The sequence below is a fragment of the Nocardia sp. NPDC049220 genome (assembly GCF_040647855.1).
Classification (GTDB): domain Bacteria; phylum Actinomycetota; class Actinomycetes; order Mycobacteriales; family Mycobacteriaceae; genus Nocardia.
Window position 1 is genome coordinate 240,232 of record NZ_JBEZDA010000002.1, and the last position, 15,871, is coordinate 256,102.

General features: G+C 64.8%; 20 protein-coding genes. 7 read left to right on the forward strand and 13 right to left on the reverse strand.

Features of this window, described 5'->3' with window-relative positions; genetic code table 11:
- The first annotated feature begins 19 nt into the window (after positions 1-19).
- Together AB0C34_RS08380 and AB0C34_RS08385 are read left to right on the forward strand one after the other, a co-directional pair.
- A complete protein-coding gene (locus tag AB0C34_RS08380; RefSeq protein WP_357068900.1) occupies positions 20-949 on the forward strand; it encodes an aldo/keto reductase in 930 nt (309 codons plus the stop codon).
- 210 nt (positions 950-1,159) lie between these two features.
- On the forward strand, positions 1,160-2,530 hold the full coding sequence (locus AB0C34_RS08385; RefSeq protein ID WP_357068902.1) for a wax ester/triacylglycerol synthase domain-containing protein: 1,371 nt from the start codon (positions 1,160-1,162) through the stop codon (positions 2,528-2,530).
- Positions 2,531-2,860: 330 nt separating this feature from the next.
- Here AB0C34_RS08385 and AB0C34_RS08390 read toward each other — a convergent pair whose 3' ends face one another.
- The 12 genes from AB0C34_RS08390 to AB0C34_RS08445 all read right to left on the reverse strand — a co-directional run bounded on the left by AB0C34_RS08390 (position 2,861) and on the right by AB0C34_RS08445 (position 10,399).
- On the reverse strand, positions 2,861-3,154 hold the full coding sequence (locus AB0C34_RS08390; RefSeq protein WP_357068904.1) for a gas vesicle protein K: 294 nt from the start codon (positions 3,152-3,154) through the stop codon (positions 2,861-2,863).
- Positions 3,147-3,368 carry a gas vesicle protein gene (locus AB0C34_RS08395; protein ID WP_357068906.1) on the reverse strand — a complete coding sequence of 74 codons (222 nt, stop codon included), beginning with the start codon at positions 3,366-3,368 and terminating at the stop codon, positions 3,147-3,149. The genes AB0C34_RS08390 and AB0C34_RS08395 overlap by 8 nt, the downstream gene beginning before the upstream one ends.
- A complete protein-coding gene (locus tag AB0C34_RS08400) occupies positions 3,365-4,153 on the reverse strand; it encodes a GvpL/GvpF family gas vesicle protein (RefSeq protein ID WP_357068908.1) in 789 nt (262 codons plus the stop codon). Before AB0C34_RS08400 ends, AB0C34_RS08395 begins: the two co-directional genes overlap by 4 nt.
- Positions 4,146-4,556: a gas vesicle protein GvpJ gene (gene gvpJ, locus AB0C34_RS08405; protein ID WP_357068910.1), complete on the reverse strand. Its 411-nt coding sequence runs from the start codon at positions 4,554-4,556 to the stop codon at positions 4,146-4,148. The genes AB0C34_RS08400 and gvpJ (AB0C34_RS08405) overlap by 8 nt, the downstream gene beginning before the upstream one ends.
- Positions 4,553-4,873 (reverse strand): gas vesicle protein, encoded by a 321-nt coding sequence (locus tag AB0C34_RS08410; protein WP_357068912.1) that lies wholly within the window; start codon positions 4,871-4,873, stop codon positions 4,553-4,555. The genes gvpJ (AB0C34_RS08405) and AB0C34_RS08410 overlap by 4 nt, the downstream gene beginning before the upstream one ends.
- Before the next feature lie 5 nt (positions 4,874-4,878).
- The gene (locus tag AB0C34_RS08415) at positions 4,879-5,136 is read right to left on the reverse strand and encodes a gas vesicle protein GvpG (RefSeq protein WP_357068914.1); all 258 of its coding nucleotides are present in this window, start codon (positions 5,134-5,136) and stop codon (positions 4,879-4,881) included.
- Positions 5,137-5,139: 3 nt separating this feature from the next.
- Positions 5,140-5,934: a GvpL/GvpF family gas vesicle protein gene (locus tag AB0C34_RS08420; RefSeq protein WP_357068916.1), complete on the reverse strand. Its 795-nt coding sequence runs from the start codon at positions 5,932-5,934 to the stop codon at positions 5,140-5,142.
- The gene (gene gvpJ, locus AB0C34_RS08425) at positions 5,934-6,335 is read right to left on the reverse strand and encodes a gas vesicle protein GvpJ (protein WP_357068918.1); all 402 of its coding nucleotides are present in this window, start codon (positions 6,333-6,335) and stop codon (positions 5,934-5,936) included. The genes AB0C34_RS08420 and gvpJ (AB0C34_RS08425) overlap by 1 nt, the downstream gene beginning before the upstream one ends.
- Positions 6,332-7,492 carry an SRPBCC family protein gene (locus AB0C34_RS08430; RefSeq protein WP_357068920.1) on the reverse strand — a complete coding sequence of 387 codons (1,161 nt, stop codon included), beginning with the start codon at positions 7,490-7,492 and terminating at the stop codon, positions 6,332-6,334. Before AB0C34_RS08430 ends, gvpJ (AB0C34_RS08425) begins: the two co-directional genes overlap by 4 nt.
- Positions 7,493-7,497: 5 nt before the next feature.
- A complete protein-coding gene (locus AB0C34_RS08435) occupies positions 7,498-8,250 on the reverse strand; it encodes a hypothetical protein (protein WP_357068921.1) in 753 nt (250 codons plus the stop codon).
- A 208-nt stretch (positions 8,251-8,458) separates the two neighbouring features.
- A complete protein-coding gene (locus tag AB0C34_RS08440; protein WP_357068923.1) occupies positions 8,459-9,649 on the reverse strand; it encodes a hypothetical protein in 1,191 nt (396 codons plus the stop codon).
- A 45-nt stretch (positions 9,650-9,694) separates the two neighbouring features.
- Positions 9,695-10,399, reverse strand: coding sequence for a YoaK family protein (locus AB0C34_RS08445; protein ID WP_357068925.1), 705 nt, complete (start codon positions 10,397-10,399; stop codon positions 9,695-9,697).
- Between the two features lie 209 nt (positions 10,400-10,608).
- Between AB0C34_RS08445 and AB0C34_RS08450 the strand changes: the two genes are divergently transcribed.
- The 3 genes from AB0C34_RS08450 to AB0C34_RS08460 all read left to right on the forward strand — a co-directional run bounded on the left by AB0C34_RS08450 (position 10,609) and on the right by AB0C34_RS08460 (position 14,091).
- Complete coding sequence (locus AB0C34_RS08450; RefSeq protein ID WP_357068927.1) at positions 10,609-11,544, forward strand: acyl-CoA dehydrogenase family protein; 936 nt, start codon at positions 10,609-10,611, stop codon at positions 11,542-11,544.
- Positions 11,545-12,238: 694 nt separating this feature from the next.
- Positions 12,239-13,246, forward strand: a complete 1,008-nt coding sequence (locus tag AB0C34_RS08455; protein WP_357068929.1) for an ATP-binding cassette domain-containing protein — start codon at positions 12,239-12,241, stop codon at positions 13,244-13,246.
- A complete protein-coding gene (locus tag AB0C34_RS08460) occupies positions 13,243-14,091 on the forward strand; it encodes an ABC transporter permease (RefSeq protein ID WP_357068931.1) in 849 nt (282 codons plus the stop codon). Before AB0C34_RS08455 ends, AB0C34_RS08460 begins: the two co-directional genes overlap by 4 nt.
- Before the next feature lie 16 nt (positions 14,092-14,107).
- On the opposite strand, the gene AB0C34_RS08465 is transcribed toward AB0C34_RS08460, so the two are convergent.
- The gene (locus tag AB0C34_RS08465; protein WP_357068933.1) at positions 14,108-14,320 is read right to left on the reverse strand and encodes a hypothetical protein; all 213 of its coding nucleotides are present in this window, start codon (positions 14,318-14,320) and stop codon (positions 14,108-14,110) included.
- Between the two features lie 105 nt (positions 14,321-14,425).
- Between AB0C34_RS08465 and AB0C34_RS08470 the strand changes: the two genes are divergently transcribed.
- Positions 14,426-14,953, forward strand: a complete 528-nt coding sequence (locus AB0C34_RS08470) for a peptidylprolyl isomerase (RefSeq protein ID WP_357068935.1) — start codon at positions 14,426-14,428, stop codon at positions 14,951-14,953.
- A 4-nt stretch (positions 14,954-14,957) separates the two neighbouring features.
- Positions 14,958-15,830: a rhomboid family intramembrane serine protease gene (locus tag AB0C34_RS08475; protein WP_357068936.1), complete on the forward strand. Its 873-nt coding sequence runs from the start codon at positions 14,958-14,960 to the stop codon at positions 15,828-15,830.
- Positions 15,831-15,871: the final 41 nt, after the last annotated feature.

Genomic DNA, 15,871 nt, shown 5'->3' on the forward strand with positions numbered 1-15,871 from the left:
CTCTGTTCGGAAGGAAAGTATGACCACACAAGCCGAGTCACGTCCCGCCGCCGCCTCGGGCACTATCGCCCTCGGTGGTGACCTCCCGGTCCATCGCTTGGGCTACGGCGCGATGCAGATCACCGGTCCTGGAGTGTGGGGTGACCCGAAGGATCCGGATGAGGCGGTGCGACTGCTACGTCGCGCCGTAGAGCTCGGTATCACTTTCATCGACACCGCGGATTCCTATGGTCCGTTCGTCAGCGAAACGCTCATCCGACAGGCACTGCACCCGTACGCCGAGGACCTGGTTATCGCGACCAAAGGCGGCCTGACCCGGCCCGGTCCCGGGGACTGGCTTCCCGTCGGTCGCCCCGAATACCTGCGCCAACAGCTCGAACTGAGCCTGCGTCATCTCGGCGTCGATCGCATCGATCTCTATCAGCTGCATCGGATCGACCCGAAGGTGCCGCTCGCCGACCAACTCGGTGAACTGGCGTTGCTGCAGGAAGAGGGCAAGATCCGCCACATCGGCGTCTCCGAAGTCAACCGTGCCCAGCTAGAGCAGGCTCGCAAGATCGTCGACATCGCCTCGGTGCAGAACCTGTACAACCTCGCCAATCGGAGTGCGGAAGACGTGCTCGACTACGCCGCGGCGAACGACATCGCGTTCATCCCGTGGTTCCCCATGGCCACTGGCGAACTCGCCCGTCCGGGTGGGCCCCTGGATACTTTCGCGCGCGACGACGCCAGCCCATCCCAGCTCGCGCTCGCCTGGCTGCTGCGTCGCTCTCCGGTCATCGTGCCCATCCCGGGTACCTCCAGCGTCGCGCATCTGGAGGAGAACACCGCCGCCGCCACCATCGAACTCACCGATGACGAATTCGATGCCCTGTCCGCGGTGAGTTCTCCCGCGCCGGAAAAGACCGGTGGCCGGCGGTTCCGACTGCCGAAACTGACCCGCGGCTGACGAAACGGCCGGTGCCTAGCCGAATTGGCAGGTTTCGGGGTGTTGCTACCGCTGCCGGTCGCGATGGGGAGGAAGTCGCCTTCGCGTCGGTGGGAGTCGACACCGACCGAACATCTCTCCAATTCGCAAGGACAACAACGGATTTCGATGCCTCCCACGCCGGGCATGGCGATAGAGTGCAGAAAATCGGAGATCGACGAGAGCGGGCGGATGCACGAATCACAGCTGGTGGGCAATGACGCCTCCTACTACTATTTCGCCCGCTCGGGTCGTCTCACCGACTGGCCGATGTGGTGGGTGTTCGACAACGAGAGCGGCACGTCGCCGGGTACGGCCGACATCGCCGAATACTTCGCCGAACGGGCCGGGCTGCTCGAACCGCTGCGCCGCCGAATTCACGACGTGCCCGGTGGGCTCGGTCATCCGTTCTGGGGTGTCGACGACAGTCCGATCGACGATCACCTCGTCATCCACCCGCCGGCGGACCTGGATTGGGCAGGGTGCCTCGACCAGATGGGGAGCATTCTGGCGCAACCGCTGGATGCTCGGGTCAGCGCCTGGCAGCTGCATGTGTTCCCCGAGGTATCCGGCGTCGCGACGCTGACCGGCACGGGCACCGTGGTGATGATGTATGTCAGTCATGCGCTGATGGCCGGTCCGGCCATGACGTCACTCTCGGAAGCCTTGTTCGCGCCTGCGCCTACGCCGGTGCGGATCGAGGGCCTCGGACCTGCCGCGAAGCGTCCGCCCCTGGGGCGCGCCGCGGTGGGAGGTGCGCTGCGTTGGCCGTTGCAGGTGCTGCGATTCAATGCGCGGGTCCGCGGCGAGAATCGGCGGCTCGCCCGCGACGGCGACGACAGTGCGCCGAGCACGTCGCCGCGCGGGCGAACCGTCTTCAACCAGCGAATCGGCCCGGGACGAGCGATACGGACAATCCCGTTGGAGTTACGTGTCGTCCGGGCACCGGGAATCACCGTGACTGCCGTCGGCCTGACGGCGGTCTCGCGCGCTATGGAGCGCTATCTCGAGAAACGGGGTGCGGCCTGCCCCGCGGATCTCGCGGCCTACATCACCATCGCGGTGCCCGAGGTGGTGGCGATGGGTGTCAATCGCGTGGGCGCCGATGTGGTGGATCTGTCCCCGAGCGAACTCGATCTCGCCGACCGCGCCCGGGCGGTCGACGCTACGCTGCGGGTACGCCGTCGCTCGGCCACGAGCCGCCGGGAACTCACCCGGCTCGAGCTTGCCGAGCTGCTGCCGAGCCGTATTTATCGGGCGAGATTCGGTGGGTTCCCGCCGGCCGACCCGGCCGCGCCGGTGCCCGCGCATACCACCTTGACCAGCATCAGATGCGAGCCGACCGCCGAATGGTCGTTGTCGGGCAAGCCGTTTCGGTTCGCGGGCATGCTGCCACCAGTTTTCCCGGACATCGTGCTGGCGCATTCGTTCGTCGGCGTGCGCGACAGTTTCACGGTATCCGTCGGGTGTGATCCGGAGGTCGTCGCGGACTTGGACGACTACTGCGAAATCTTGCGGGAATCGTTCCACGAGGTCGCCGCCGCCGTCGACACGACGACATGATGGGCTGTTCTGCTCGGGAACCCGACCGGCGTCACCGGGTGGGATTCGAACGCGGGGTTCTCCCGACGTTCCACCCCCGAGCAGCACAGTAGGGTGGAAACCATGAAGATTCTCCTCACGCTCGGTGTCGCGCTTCTGGTCCTTTTCGGAATCTCCAAACTGCGCCAGCGCGGTGACGCGGACATGTGGCATCAAGTCACCAGTCGCTGACATAGGGCCTCGGTTCGATTGGTAGAGGCGGCAGGAGGTAGAGGTTCGACCGCCCTGGGCTCTACCTTCCGCGAATCGCGGGTCTCCGACTCGATGACCATGACCGCCGGACGGCGCGGCTCACTGCCGTGGGAGCAGGGTCCCGAGCGGTCCCAAATCGATGTTGAGCTCCTCGGGGGTGAGCCCGAAGTGCTCCCGCAGTTCGTCCATCCGCTCCTCTAGCAGCATCAGGGTGGTGCCGATCCGCTCGACCTGCACGTCGCTCAAGTCGCCCTCGTCTACCCGGCGAATCGCCTGCCGTTCCATCAGTTGCCGTAGCAACTCCACCAAGGTCAGCACGAGCGTGACGAGTCCGCGCTCGACGGATTCCGGATCCGAGTCGATACGCGGTGGGATGCCGTCGAATTCAGTCATTTGCCGGTATCTCCAGTACCTCCCGTGCGGTGGACTCGAGCGGCGTAGAAGGAAGGGCGCTGACGGAGGAGATGAGGGCCCGCAGCGAGATCTGCACCATGTCGACGTCCGCGATGGAGAGTTTGATGTCGCCGGAGATGACAACCCCACCGGCCAGCACCCGATCCAGGAGATCGATGAGAGCGACGCGACGCTCGCCGTCGGCCTGCCTCACGGGACCATCCGTTCCACGCCGGCGAATGAATACGGCGGCCACGGCCCGGTGAGCTCGAGCCGGATACCAGGAAACTTTGTCCCGAGCTCCTCGACGGTCGCGCGGAAATCATCGGTGCCGTCGTCGTCCACCAGGTAGGTGCCGTTGAGCACCATCCAGTCCCGGTTGCCGCTCAGCGCCGGATCTGTCGCCGCCTGACGACGACCCGCGGCGGCCTGCCGGACCAGACGATCATGGATCTCCTCTGCGCGCGTGGCGGCGTCGCGTTCCACGGTCTCCTGCGCGGACAACTGCGCGCGGCGACGCAGCAGGTACGCCGTGCCCACCCCTTTGTCACTGCTCGCCGCTTGGGCCTCGGCCACCGCGGCGGTGAGGGTTTCCCGGTCGGCGTACCCTTTGACGCCCCATTCCGTGCGGCCGGTCACCAGGGCCAGCGCCGATTCGAAATCCGCTCGGTGCTCGGCGAGTAAGCTGTATACCCCGTTCTCGTCGAGGAATACGGTGGCCAGGCGCAGGGGAATGGTGGGCACCTGGCGCGCCAGGGTGGAGACCACAGTGTCGTGCGCCCGGGCGGTCGCCTCGAGCCACGCCAGATCTTCCAAGTTCTGGCGCAGCGCCTGTTCCCCGAAAACTTCCAACGGCACCGACCCGACAACCGCCGCCAAATCGTCCCCGACCACAGCGTGTACCGTCTCGCCCGCCACTCCGGTCAGGCTGCTGAGCACCTGCGCAACAGGTTCGGCACTGGTCACCGCGTACAGCCAGACCCCTTGGCCGTCAGTCACGATCCCGCTCTTCCACCGGTTCGTGGCGGTGTTCTACCGCGGCGCGGTGTTCTACCGCCGCGCGGCGGTCGCGTCCGCTCTCGAGTTCCGCGATCCGATCGCGCAGTTCACGGTTCTCTAGTTCGAGGTCATGATCCTGCCGTTCGAGCGTGCGGGCCTTACTGTTGAGCCAGGGATCGGTCTCCCACCAGTCGATGCCTACCGCCTTCGCCGTCTCGAGTGAGGCGATGACCAGGCGCAACTTGATCGTGAGAAGTTCGATGTCGAGCAGATTCACTTGGATGTCGCCCGCGATCACAAGGCCCTTGTCGAGGACCCGCTCGAGAATGTCACCAAGGTTCGTCGACTGGTGCCCGCCGCCGTACGGCTGCGGCGCCGCTGAACCACTCCCTACGACCGTCATCGTTGCCCACCTCTGCCGATGTCGGCGGTTCCGCGGGCGTAGCGCTTGGTTCTGCGGTAGGCCAACAGATCTCCATCCAGGTCGACCTCCACCTCGTAGAGCGCCAGCATGTCCGCGGACGAGGGGATCCGGCGGTCCTCGAGCACCTCGATCTCCACCGTCCAGCCGTCCTCGGTGGGCTCGACGGAGGTCGCTCCCTGCGCCTGCTTCGAGGTCAGTTCTACGAGTTGCTCAATTGCTGCTGCCGCAGCCTGTGCCGTAGTCAGAGCGGGTTCACCCGATTCGTGTTCGGTGTCGTCGGGGGTTGTGCCGCTCACGCCGCTCACTCCTTCCTGCCGGTTGGTTTCATGCCGCTGCGCGGCTGAATCATCCGATCGAGAACCTCCTGCTGCGCTTGTTTGCGTTCCTGCTCCGATAAGTGACCGGCTGCTGCGGCCTCGTCGATCGCCTCGAGTTCGCGCCGGATGGTCGCTGGATCATGCAGCCGCTGCTCGACCTGATCCTGGATCACTTCACCAAGCCAGATAACGCCCCGGACCGGTGCCAGCGGCAGGGTGAAGAGGGTCGAAAGCAAGCCCATGTGTCATCCCTCCGTTTTTTGCTTCGCTACGAAGTCGTAGGCCGCCATCGGGCCGAGCAGGCTCATCTCCACGCGGCCGTCCCACTCCTCCGCGAGTTGTGCCAACGTCTCTTCCAGATCCCGTTGCCGGGACAACTCAATGAGGACGGCGACATGGACTGCGTCTTCCTCATTCGTGGGCTCGCGTTTGTTGACAACAGGTTCGAGTGTTTCGAGTGCATCGATTACCTGCCGGGTGTCCTCGGCGCGCTTGGCTTCGATGGTCTGATTGATGATCTCGCCCAACTGCATACGAAGATCACGGGTGGCGTCTTCCGATTTGTCGCGAATCTTCTCGCGCAGCCTCGCCGCCTCGGAATTCTCGTCGAGGACCTCGCGCAGAATATTCTTTTCGACATACCGTCCCTTGATCACGAATTGGGCGCGCCCTTCGAGTTCCTCCAGCGCGGCGCGGAACTCGTCATGGTGGGCGTCGAGCAGCTCGTTCTCCACCTCGTCCAGGTCGGTCAGCACTGCTCCGAACCGCAGTGGCAACACCGGAGTGACCGCTGCCGCGCCGTCCACCAGCCGCGCGTGCGCGATCAGGTCATCGGGTGTACCGAGTGGCCGATCCACCGCGATCTCGCTGATCAACGCACCGACTTCGCCGTGCCGCACCACCTGGATGTCGCACGGGGGATCGCCGATACCGGAGGCGTGTTCCTCGGCTTGCACATCGGCGGGCACGATGCCGTAGACGTACACAGCATTTCGAACGCTTCCGCTTCCGGGGGCCTGCGTTGCTTGACGGGAAGACATCAATCCTCCTTGCGGCTCGAAGACCTGCCTGCGGCTTGGCGCCTGTCCTGGACGTCGGTGAGGAAGTCCGTGACTTTCTCGCCTGCGGCCTCGATAGCGCCCTTCGTCTTGTGTTTCGCCCCACCCTCGGCGATGTCGCCGACCAGGTCGGGCAGACCCTGTGGTTCGCTCTGGGAGATCTCGAGCCGGTTGACGGCCTCGGCGAAACGCAGATAGGTGTCGACGCTGGCCACCACGACCCGGGCGTCGATGGTCACCAGCTCGATACCGACCAAGGACACCCGCACGAACGCGTCGATGACCAGTCCCTTGTCGAGAATCGTGTCGATGACGTCAGCCAGACCGGAGGAATTCGGGCGGGCCATCGTCGCGTTGCCGCCGCCTGCGGGTTCGAGGGTCATGACTGTTCTCCTCTCCGGTCACTCGATCGACTTCCAGCTGTGGCGTGTCGCCTTTGCGCTGGTCGACCACCATTGGGCCCGGGTTCGTCCGGCGAGTCGGTTTCCTCCGCGTCCGGCGGTAGTTCGTCTTCGAGTTCGTCTTCGGCTTCCTCGTCGAACTCGTCTTCGGGTGCTTCTTCTTCAGGAGTTTCGTAGTCCTCCCCTTCGGCTTCAGCGTCTTCCTGTTCCTCACGGCGAGCGGTCTCGTCGTCCTTGACAACTTCTTTGTCGCGAATCTCGCCGTGCCAGCCTTCGATGTCGTCCGGATGCAGCACGCTCTCGGTCATCACGTGCCGCTGGAAATGCTTGAGTTCCAGGCGACACCGTCGGCCTGCCGCACGCCAGAGGTTGGCGGTCTTCTCGAAGAATCCCTGCGGGTGGTACTCGAGCACGACGATGATGCGGGTCAGGTCGGAGGTGAGTTCATGGAAGGTCACCGCGCCGTCGATGTAGCCTTTATTGCCCTTCGAGCGCCACACAATCCGCTCGAACGGCACCTGCTCGAGGATCGTCGACTCCCAGCTCCGCCGCGACCAGAACACCTTGCCGGTCCATTGCAACTTCTCGTCTGAGGACTGCTCTACCTGCTCGACCTTCTTCATGAACTTCGGGAACTCCGCGAACTGGGTCCACTCGTCGTAAGCGAGACGGATCGGCACACCGACGTCGATGTGCTCGACGATGTTGGTCAGCTTCAGCTTCTTGCCGCCGGAGCCCTTGCCCTTGCCGCCGCCCAGGGATTCCTTCACAGTCTGAAATTTCTCCCCGACGGTGTGCTTGACCTTGTCCATTCCGACGCCGAGGGCCGCCCTGAGTGGCGACTGGCCCTGCGCGAGTTTTTCGACTCCGGTGAGCGCCGACAGCAGATTCCCGCCGCTGCCTTCGGCGTACTCATGCAAGCGATCCGTCGTCTCGGACACCTTGCCCGAGAGCCCCGCGAGGGCACGCTCAGCCACTGTTCCGGCCAGGTTCTGCAGCGATTGCTGTAACTGTCCGGTGGGCGACGCCTCCTGGACCTTCTTCTGAGCCGTTCCGGTCGCGTCCTTGGTCCGACCCGCAGTATCGGTGGCGGTCTTCGCGATCTTGCCCGCGACGTCTCCGAGAGTTTTGGTTGCCATCGGAGTCATCTCCTCGTGCGCCGCACCGGCGCTTGGTCCGCAGTGTCGACGTCGGCGCGTAGACGGCGTCGACGGGACGATTTCCGCTCGTCGGAACCGGATGCCTTGGCCGGCGCTCGGGAGGTGGATTCACCGGCCCGCCGGCGAGCGCTGGACCCCGTCGGTCGCGCGCGGGAAGGCCGCCGAGGTGTTTCGGAGCCCTCGTCGCGGCTGCGCGCGGCTTCGGTGTCCTCGTCGTCCGGGTATTCGTCCGCCCGCTCCTCCTCGGCCGTTTCCCGCTTGTGGCCGTCGCCGGTCTCGTGGCGCTGGCGCCGTTCGGCAGGGCGCTTTTCCTCGACCGCTTCCGGGCCCTCTGCTTCCAAATCCTCCGCCGCCGAGTCCTCTGACTCCTCCGCCTCGGGCCCTAGGGCCTGTTGCTGCAAGCGGTTGCTGAACGCATCGATTCGGTTGCTCGCGGCGGTGACTGCCGCGTCTCGCGCTGCCCCCAGCAACTCTCCACGGACCGTCTCGGTGATTTTCGACAGTTCTGACGACGAGCTGATCAGCGAAACTCCTCGCTGGAGCAGCTCCTGCGGCCCGCCCGCGGACCGTCCGGACAATCCGGCACCTGCCAACGTCAACGCCAGTTTCATCTTGCGTGTTCGGCCGAGGAAATAGCCGATACCCACACCTATCGCTAGTCTTACTCCGCCTTTCATGATCACTCCCTGCTCGTCGTCGAGTGCGACTCGCTGAACCTGCAGGTCCGGTGGCCTCACGTGCTCTAAACGTGGGATAGACCACTTATGCACTCCCAAACCTCCCCGTCGGTATGTATTACCGAAGAGTTAGCTGGCTGCACGAAGAGTGGCCCGATCGCGATTGCCGGACGTGGCCGGGCAGCCCGGGCCGTGGCTATATGCCGTCGGAGATCCTGTCGCTCCGACCAATGGGTGCTCGTTCGGGCGCACCGAACCGCGACACCGGTCAAAGGGCGACTGCAGCAGCTTCCAGCTGGGCCAATGTCTCAGGGGACGGCCATTCACGGATCTCGTAGCGATGCGGTGACAGGTCGGGGACCGGCGTGAGGCCGATGAGGGTGGCGACAATGTGAAAAGGCACCTCGAAAAGTCGCTCCAGATCGCCGTCGTCGTCGGTTCGGCAGAAAGCGACATAGTCGGCCTCCGGGAGGAGATATTCGACGCCCTCACCCCAGACTGTGAGCGTGTACGGACCGTTGTCCCCGTTGCCGTACATGACCCCGCCGACGTAGGCGGGTTCGATGTCGTAGGGAGTGAACTCGTTCTCGCGCTCCACCATCTCGTTCAAGATCCTGGCCTGGGCGTCGTACTCGGTCACGGCAAGTCCGCACCGGGCGCGTTGCACCGCGGGGAGATGGCGGTATGCGGGTGAACGGTCGAGCGGGATCACCGTGCCGCCCTCGCCGACGGTGTAGCCCTGCGGTGAGATCGGGCGGACGGCGTCGGCGTATTGCTCTTCGACCACTTCGAATATCTGTTCGAGTTCGTCGCCGCCCGGCGCGACGATCAAGGTGTCGACGTCCGGCATGAACGCTACCGGCGGGCGGGCGCCGTCGCCGGAGCCGGCGAGCCAGCCGGGGACCAGGGGCCACGAGGCGAAGTAGTCGTCGCCGTTGTCGACGAAGTGCAGAATGCCGGGCTCGTAGAGGTTGGTGGAAACCGCCAGGGCTGCGAGGTTTTCGCGCGCGGCTGTGAACACATCGTCCACGGTGACACCCCACCTCTCCAGCGACCTGTGCGAGACGATCGATCGGGCATCGGGCAGATCGATCGCGACCATCTCGTCGACGAACGGGAAGGCAGGCCGCGCGATCAGTCGCACGCCGGGTTCGGAAGCGTCCAGGCCGAAGCTGTTGGGCCGCAGCACTGGTCGCAGTGCTTGCCGTGCGGAGGTCCAATCCGGCTCCGAGCCGCTCGCAGTGCGCAGGGCGCCGACGAACCGGCTGACGCGAGCCGCGCGCTCCGGCGGTGCGAGTTCGCGGGTCTCCCGAAATATGTTGTGCAGGTTGAGGACCAGATCACCGCTGCGTACCACGAACGCGTCTCGGTCGTACTCGATGTCGTTCTCGCCGAGCGCGGACAACTGCTGCGTGACGAGCGCGGCGAATGCGATAGTTTCGTCCTCGATATTCTCCACGCGGCCACCGTAACCGCGGTCGCCGACAGTCGCAGCGCGACAAGATCATCGCTCGAGCGGTCCGTGTCGGTCCAGGTGCAGATAGGTGTAGCCGGTGACGATCAAGCACACGACGGTGGCGGTGATCAGCATCGCCCAGCCGGCGACCAGCAAGCTCAGCAATCCGCCGAACAGGGCGCCGAGCGCGAAACTGGTAAAGAGCAGAAAATATCCGAGCCAGTCGGCGTAGTCGCCGCCACTGAGGTGGCGTTCGATGCCCTGGCCCAGTTTGACCAGGGTGCCGGTGACGTAACTCAGCGGCACCGACACCTCCCCGTTCCGCACGAATGACGTATTGAGCGCCCCGACTCCGAACGCGACGAACAAGATCGGCGCCAAGTCGATCCGTTCGGTGGTCGTACGAAACATCAGGATGTCGACGGCCGAAGCGAGTGCCAGGCACACGGTGGTGAGCAGGGTAGGGCCGTGCGGGTGCCCGGACCAGTAGCGCCGTCGACACCACGAGGCAACCACGACACCGGACAGGAAGGACACCAGCAGCGTGGCGGCCGCCACCGCCACGTCGGGCTCGTCGTGGAAGTGTCCGAGGATCGCCCGCTCGGTATTGCCCGTCATGAAGGTGACGAAGTAGCCAGCTGTGTGCGTGAACGCTGCCGCACCGATCAGGCCGGCGAGCGCGGCGAGCACCCAGGACAGCCTCGCATTCGCGTCGACGAGTTCCTTTCTGCGCACATCGTCCAGCTTCGGCACAGTTCAGGCTCCTTAACCGTCGGATTCGACCATTCAGTGATACAGGCTCATCCAGAGAATTCGGCTACGCACCGCCGGAGGTTGCCGCCTGCTCACCAGATCTCGTCCGGTGCTGTGCGCTCGGCCCGCGGTATGGTTTTTCGCGCGGCACCGCGGTGACGTCGAAGTGCAGGTTCCCATGGCCGGCCGGGGTGACCGATGATGCGGGGGTGGACTCTCTGCTCGACTTCCTGCTGACCGAGCCGGTGCCGACTGCCCCACTCGATGATGTCACCGCGGCGTGGACCCGACATCGAGTGGCCGCGAACCGGTTCGATGGGCCGGTCGATGTGGCGATCGCGGGTGGATTCGGCGCCGACCGGCTCGGCTTCGCCTTTCTGTCCGGATACCAGGCGGCGTTGCGGACGCTGATCCCGGAACTGTCGGCCGACGAACTGGTCGCGATGTGCGCGACCGAGGAAAGTGGCGGCCATCCCTCGGCGATCCACACTGTGCTCGCCGAGCGGGACGGCGCGTGGCTGGTGAACGACACGAAGTCGTTCGTGACGATGGGTGTCTTCGCCCAACGGCTGCTTGTGATCGCCTCCGTCGGTACGGCGCCGGACGGACGGAACCGGCTGCGCGCCACCATGGTCGACGCGCGCGAAGCGGGGGTGCGCGTGACGAACAACCCCGCACTCGCCTTCGCGCCGGAGATCCCGCACGCGTCTGTGCGGCTGACCGTCGTGCGGGCGCGGGTGCTACCCGGCGACGGATATCTGGACTACCTGAAGCCGTTTCGCACGATCGAGGACATCCACGTACTGGCGGCCACTATGGGCTGGCTGATGCGGGTGGCCCGTGTGTCGGGCTGGTCGCGGGCCGGTCGGCAGCGATTGCTCACCGTGTTGGCAGCAGTGCGTGGGTTGGACATCGATGCGCCGAATTCGCCGGGCGTGCACATCGCGCTCGGCGGGACCTTCGAATTGTTCGACGAAGTGCTGGCCGAGTTGAACCCGCTGTGGGAGTCGACCGACTTGACGACGCGACAGTGGTGGGAGCGCGACCGTCCGCTGCTCGCGACGGCGGGGCGGGTACGCGGTCAGCGATTGGTCGCTGCGTGGCGGTCGGTACTGCCGGAATCCGACCGGCCGGATAGTCCTTGACCTGGCCTGGAAATGGGGAGCGGGCCTCGGCGAAGGGGGGGAGTTAGCCGAGGCCCGCGTAGGGTCGGCCCGGGGGGGAGGGGCCGACGTGAACGATGCTACTCGATGATCCGGAATTGTGTGTGCGTGGGGACTGCCACTTTCCAAGTTTTTTCGGGTCGGTGCGCCGGGTCGACACCCGATAGCCAGAGCGACTGACCGGTGGTCGGTTTGCCATGTTTCCGACCGGTGGCCTGCTATTTGCCAAATGTGTTGTCGAGCAGCGAATTCCGTGCCACTGCCGTCGAATGAACTGCTACTGCGATCGGGGTCCACAGCACCCGACCAATTGCTGTGCATGGTGCACCACGATCGGACCTGTGGTGTTCGCGCGGGACGGCGGATCAATCCGCGCCGCGTGTCGCATACGTGGCATGTCGCGAGACGGCGAAACCTGTCGTACCCCGATGCGAACATGTGTTCGTGCCAATCGACTCGACCGAGCGTTCCACTTGTTCGGCCCGCCCCCGTTCGCGGAAAGTGGCCGCTGCTGGCACCGGTGCACCCCGAACAAATCGGATGAATTTGTCGGTGGGCGGAGCAATACTGACTCGAGCACCCGAGTATCGGCTGGTTACCCATCCAGCGAAGCGACGCCGGAGCCGTTTGGTGTCGTCCATTACCGATATCGAAACTTACGAACCCCAGGAGAGTCATGCCCGACGCAATAGTCGTCGAGGGTCTGGTCAAACGATACGGCCAGCTGATTGCCCTCGACGGACTCGACCTCGCGGTCCCGGAGGGGACTGTCACGGCACTACTCGGACCCAACGGTGCAGGTAAGACCACTGCCGTCCGGGTGCTCACCACGCTGTTGGTGCCGGACGCCGGACGCGCGACGGTCGCGGGAATCGACGTGCTGCGCGAACCCCAGGCATTGCGCTCACGAATCGGCGCGTCGGGTCAATACGCCGCAGTCGACGAATACCTCACCGGTTTCGAGAATTTGGAAATGGTGGGACGTCTGTATCACATGGGCGTGCAGCGCAGTAAAGAACGCGCACGGGAACTGCTCGAACGATTCCGACTCACCGATGCCGCGGATCGGCCGGTGAAGGGCTATTCCGGCGGTATGCGCCGCCGGCTCGACCTGGCGGGCGCGCTGGTCGCGAACCCACCGGTGCTGTTCCTCGATGAGCCGACCACCGGGCTGGATCCCCGTGCGCGCCTGGACCTCTGGGATGTGATCGAAGAGTTGGTCGCGGGCGGGACAACCCTGCTCCTCACCACGCAGTACATGGAGGAGGCCGACCGGCTCGCCGACTCCATAGCGGTGATCGATCATGGCAAGGTGATCGCCAAAGGCACCGCCGACGAACTCAAGACCCTCGTCGGTGGCGATCGTATCGAGCTGACCGTCGATCACGCCGACAATCTCGTGACCGCAGAGGCCGCGCTGAAGAGCTTGGCGGACGGCGAGATCCACCTCGAATCCGGGCTGCGCCGGATCACCGTTCCGGTCTCCAACGGATCGCAGGCGCTGGTCGAGGCGGTCGGCAAACTGGCCGAGCACAACGTCCAGATCCACGATGTCGGCTTGCGGCGCCCGTCGCTCGACGACGTCTTTCTCACCCTGACTGGACACGAGGCCGAGGCGTTGACCAATGGTGATGGCCGCGGCGCGAACGACAAACTGGAAGCAGTGAAAGGAATATCTCGATGACCACCGCGGCTCCGGTCCTGGAACGGCTCTCGCCTGGAGAACGACTGTCCATCGTGGTCAGCGATAGCCTGACCATCGCGAAACGCAATGTCATCAAGATCAAGCGGGTACCCGACGTCCTGATCTTCTCGACACTGTCGCCGATCATGTTCGTGCTGTTGTTCGCCTACATCTTCGGCGCGGCCATCGACGTGCCAGGGCTCTCCGGGGGCTACCGCGAGTTCCTCATCGCGGGCATCTTCGCGCAGACCGTGGTATTCGGCGCGACCTTCACCGGTGCGGGCCTTGCCGAGGACATGCAGAAGGGCATCATCGACCGATTCCGCTCGTTGCCGATGGCGTCATCGGCGGTACTGGTCGGTCGCACGCTCAGCGACGTGGTGATCAACGTGGTCAGCCTGACGGTGATGTCACTGACCGGTTTCGTCGTCGGCTGGCGGATTCGCGGCTCGTTCCTCGACGCTGTGTTGGCGTACGTGTTGCTGTTGCTGTTCGCCTACGCGGTGTCCTGGATCATGGCCGTGGTCGGTCTGCTGGTGCGGGCGCCCGAGGTCTTCAACAACGCCAGTTTCATGGTGGTCTTCCCGCTCACCTTCATTGCCAACACGTTCGTGCCCAGTGACAAGCTGCCCACCGTGCTGCGGGTGATCGCGGAGTGGAACCCGGTGTCCGCGCTCACCCAGGCGACCCGGGATCTGTTCGGCAACACCAGCCCGCTGGCTCCGCCCTCGGACACTTGGTCGATCCAGCATCCGGTAGCCACCTCACTGATCTGGGTGGTGGTGATCCTGGTGGTTTTCGTCCCGCTGGCTTTGCATCAGTACAAGAAGGCGGTCAGTCGCTGACCTTCTCTTTTCGGTGTCAGCGACTGTTCTCCGTGCCGGCTCCCGCCAAGGGGGTCGGCGCGGAGCCGTTTCGGGAGTATCCGATGCGGGGTGGCGCGGGGGCGGGTGCCGGCGGCTGTGGCCGCCGGGTACGCACCAACCAGGCCACGCCACCCGCCAGCGCGACGGCGGCAGCGACGATGAGCCGATTCCGCGAACGGGTAGAGACATGCAGGCGCCCCGAGGTCATTCGACCACTCTCGCACAACCCGATTGATCGCGCAGGAGGTCCAGCTCACAGCGTGGTACAGCCCAGTTCCTCGCCGTCGCCGTCGTCCGTGGCACGATGGGCGGCGTGACCTCACCGAATCAGACGTCCGTGGCTACTTTGCATACGAATCACGGCGATATCAAGATCTCGCTCTTCGGTAACCACGCACCCAAGACGGTCCGCAATTTCGTCGGGCTCGCCGATGGTTCGGCGCAGTACACCACCGCGAACGCCAGTGGCGGTCGCAGCGGTCCGTTCTACGACGGCGCGGTGTTCCACCGGGTGATGGATGGCTTCATGATTCAGGGGGGCGATCCGACCGGTACCGGTCGCGGCGGGCCAGGCTACGAGTTCGGTGACGAGTTCCACCCCGAACTGCGTTTCGACCGCGGTTACCTGCTGGCGATGGCCAATGCCGGGCCGGGCACCAACGGCTCACAATTCTTCATCACCGTCGGTCCGCAGAAGCACCTGAACCGCAAGCACACGATCTTCGGTGAAGTCGTCGACGTGGATTCGCGCAAGGTCGTCGACTCGATCGCGAGCACCAGGACCGATCGGAACGATCGTCCGCTCGAGCCCGTCGTCATCACCAAGATCACTATCGAATGAGACTATGAACCCCCAGCCACCCGCACCGACGTGCGTCCGCCACCCGAACCGTCCGACCGGTCTGGCCTGCACGCGCTGCGGGAGGCCTGCCTGTGCGGAATGTTTGCGTCCCGCCGCGGTAGGCCAACACTGCGTCGATTGCCTGCGCCAGGACCAGCGCGATGTAGTGCCGGTGCGCACTGTGGCAGGCGCACGGACGGCAGCGAAGCCGGTGCCGTATGTGACCTACGCCTTGATCGCCGTCAATGTGGCTGTCTTCGCAGTCACCGCGGCGCAGGCGAAGAGTCTGTTGGACAACCAACGCGGTTCTGCGTTGTTCCTGGATTGGGTGCTGTACGTCCCCGCTGTCGCGGAGGGCGAGTGGTGGCGGGTGCTCGGTTCCGGCTTCCTGCACTACGGTCCGATCCATCTGCTGCTCAATATGTTCGCGCTGTACGTGGTGGGGCGCGACGCCGAACTGGTGCTCGGGCGGCTGCGCTACCTCGCGGTGTATCTGGTCTCGCTGCTCGGCGGCTCGGCCGCGGTCATGGTGTTCGCGCAGAACACGGTGACAGCGGGTGCGTCCGGCGCGGTGTACGGATTGTTCGGTGCGATCACGGTCATTCTGATCAGGTTGCGGCAGAGCCCGAATCAAATGTTGATTCTCATCGGCATCAACGTGTTCATCAGCTTCTCCCTGCCAGGCATTTCGCTCTGGGGACATCTCGGCGGGCTGGCGGCCGGCACGATCGCGACGCTCGGCGTCCTGTTCCTGCCACAGTGGTTGCAGGCGAAGTCACCGGAAGCCGCCCGATTGATCGGGTGGGTGGCGGTGGCGTTCGTCGCGATTGTGGCCTTGTCGGTGGTGGGTGCGACCGCGCTGACGCTGGCTGTCTGACATCGGAATTCGTGCTTCACGTGAAACATCCGCGGCCGGAG